General features: G+C 50.7%; 1 rRNA gene. It reads right to left on the reverse strand.

The features are described from left to right. Positions 1-64 precede the first annotated feature (64 nt). A 16S ribosomal RNA gene (locus JCM13995_RS13360) occupies positions 65-1,636 on the reverse strand. Positions 1,637-1,774: the final 138 nt, after the last annotated feature.

Genomic DNA, 1,774 nt, shown 5'->3' on the forward strand with positions numbered 1-1,774 from the left:
CCTCTCAAAACTAAACAAAGTTTCATGTGATAGGTTTCCGTGATGCTTACGCATCTGTCCTTAGAAAGGAGGTGATCCAGCCGCAGGTTCTCCTACGGCTACCTTGTTACGACTTCACCCTAATCATCTGTCCCACCTTAGACGGCTAGCTCCTCAAAGAGGTTACCCCACCGGCTTCGGGTGTTACAAACTCTCATGGTGTGACGGGCGGTGTGTACAAGGCCCGGGAACGTATTCACCGCGGCATGCTGATCCGCGATTACTAGCGATTCCGACTTCGTGCAGGCGAGTTGCAGCCTGCAGTCCGAACTGAGACCGGCTTTAAGAGATTAGCTTACCCTCGCGGGTTCGCAACTCGTTGTACCGGCCATTGTAGCACGTGTGTAGCCCAGGTCATAAGGGGCATGATGATTTGACGTCGTCCCCACCTTCCTCCGGTTTGTCACCGGCAGTCTTACTAGAGTGCCCAACTGAATGCTGGCAACTAGTCATAAGGGTTGCGCTCGTTGCGGGACTTAACCCAACATCTCACGACACGAGCTGACGACAACCATGCACCACCTGTCACTATGTCCCCGAAGAACGCCTGATCTCTCAGGTTGGCATAGGATGTCAAGACCTGGTAAGGTTCTTCGCGTTGCGTCGAATTAAACCACATGCTCCACCGCTTGTGCGGGCCCCCGTCAATTCCTTTGAGTTTCAACCTTGCGGTCGTACTCCCCAGGCGGAATGCTTAATGCGTTAGCTGCGGCACTGAAGGGCGGAAACCCTCCAACACCTAGCATTCATCGTTTACGGCATGGACTACCAGGGTATCTAATCCTGTTCGCTACCCATGCTTTCGAGCCTCAGCGTCAGTTACAGACCAGACAGCCGCCTTCGCCACTGGTGTTCTTCCATATATCTACGCATTTCACCGCTACACATGGAGTTCCACTGTCCTCTTCTGCACTCAAGTTTCCCCAGTTTCCGATGCACTTCTTCGGTTAAGCCGAAGGCTTTCACATCAGACTTAAGAAACCGCCTGCGCTCGCTTTACGCCCAATAAATCCGGATAACGCTTGCCACCTACGTATTACCGCGGCTGCTGGCACGTAGTTAGCCGTGGCTTTCTGGTTGGATACCGTCAACGTCTGAACAGTTACTCTCAAACGTGTTCTTCTCCAACAACAGAGTTTTACGACCCGAAAGCCTTCTTCACTCACGCGGCGTTGCTCCATCAGACTTGCGTCCATTGTGGAAGATTCCCTACTGCTGCCTCCCGTAGGAGTATGGGCCGTGTCTCAGTCCCATTGTGGCCGATCAACCTCTCAGTTCGGCTACGTATCATTGCCTTGGTAGGCCGTTACCTTACCAACTAGCTAATACGCCGCGGGTCCATCCAAAAGCGATAGCTTACGCCATCTTTCAACCAAAGACCATGTGGTCTAAGGGTTTATGCGGTATTAGCATCTGTTTCCAAATGTTATCCCCCACTTAAGCAGGTTACCCACGTGTTACTCACCCGTCCGCCACTCGGTGTTAATAAAATCCTTCGGTGCAAGCACCTCAGTCAATCATCAACGCCTCGTTCGACTTGCATGTATTAGGCACGCCGCCAGCGTTCATCCTGAGCCAGGATCAAACTCTCATATAAAATGAGTTATTTGAATAGCTCGATTTGTTGTTTATTGCGAATTGACTTCGCTCATGTTAATTAATTCTTTTCAACTTTCATTGAAAAGCCCTATCACATTTACGAAACTTTGTTCAGTTTTCAAAGGACTACCTTGCC

The organism is Lacticaseibacillus camelliae DSM 22697 = JCM 13995 (assembly GCF_001311195.1).
Classification (GTDB): Bacteria; Bacillota; Bacilli; order Lactobacillales; family Lactobacillaceae; genus Lacticaseibacillus; species Lacticaseibacillus camelliae.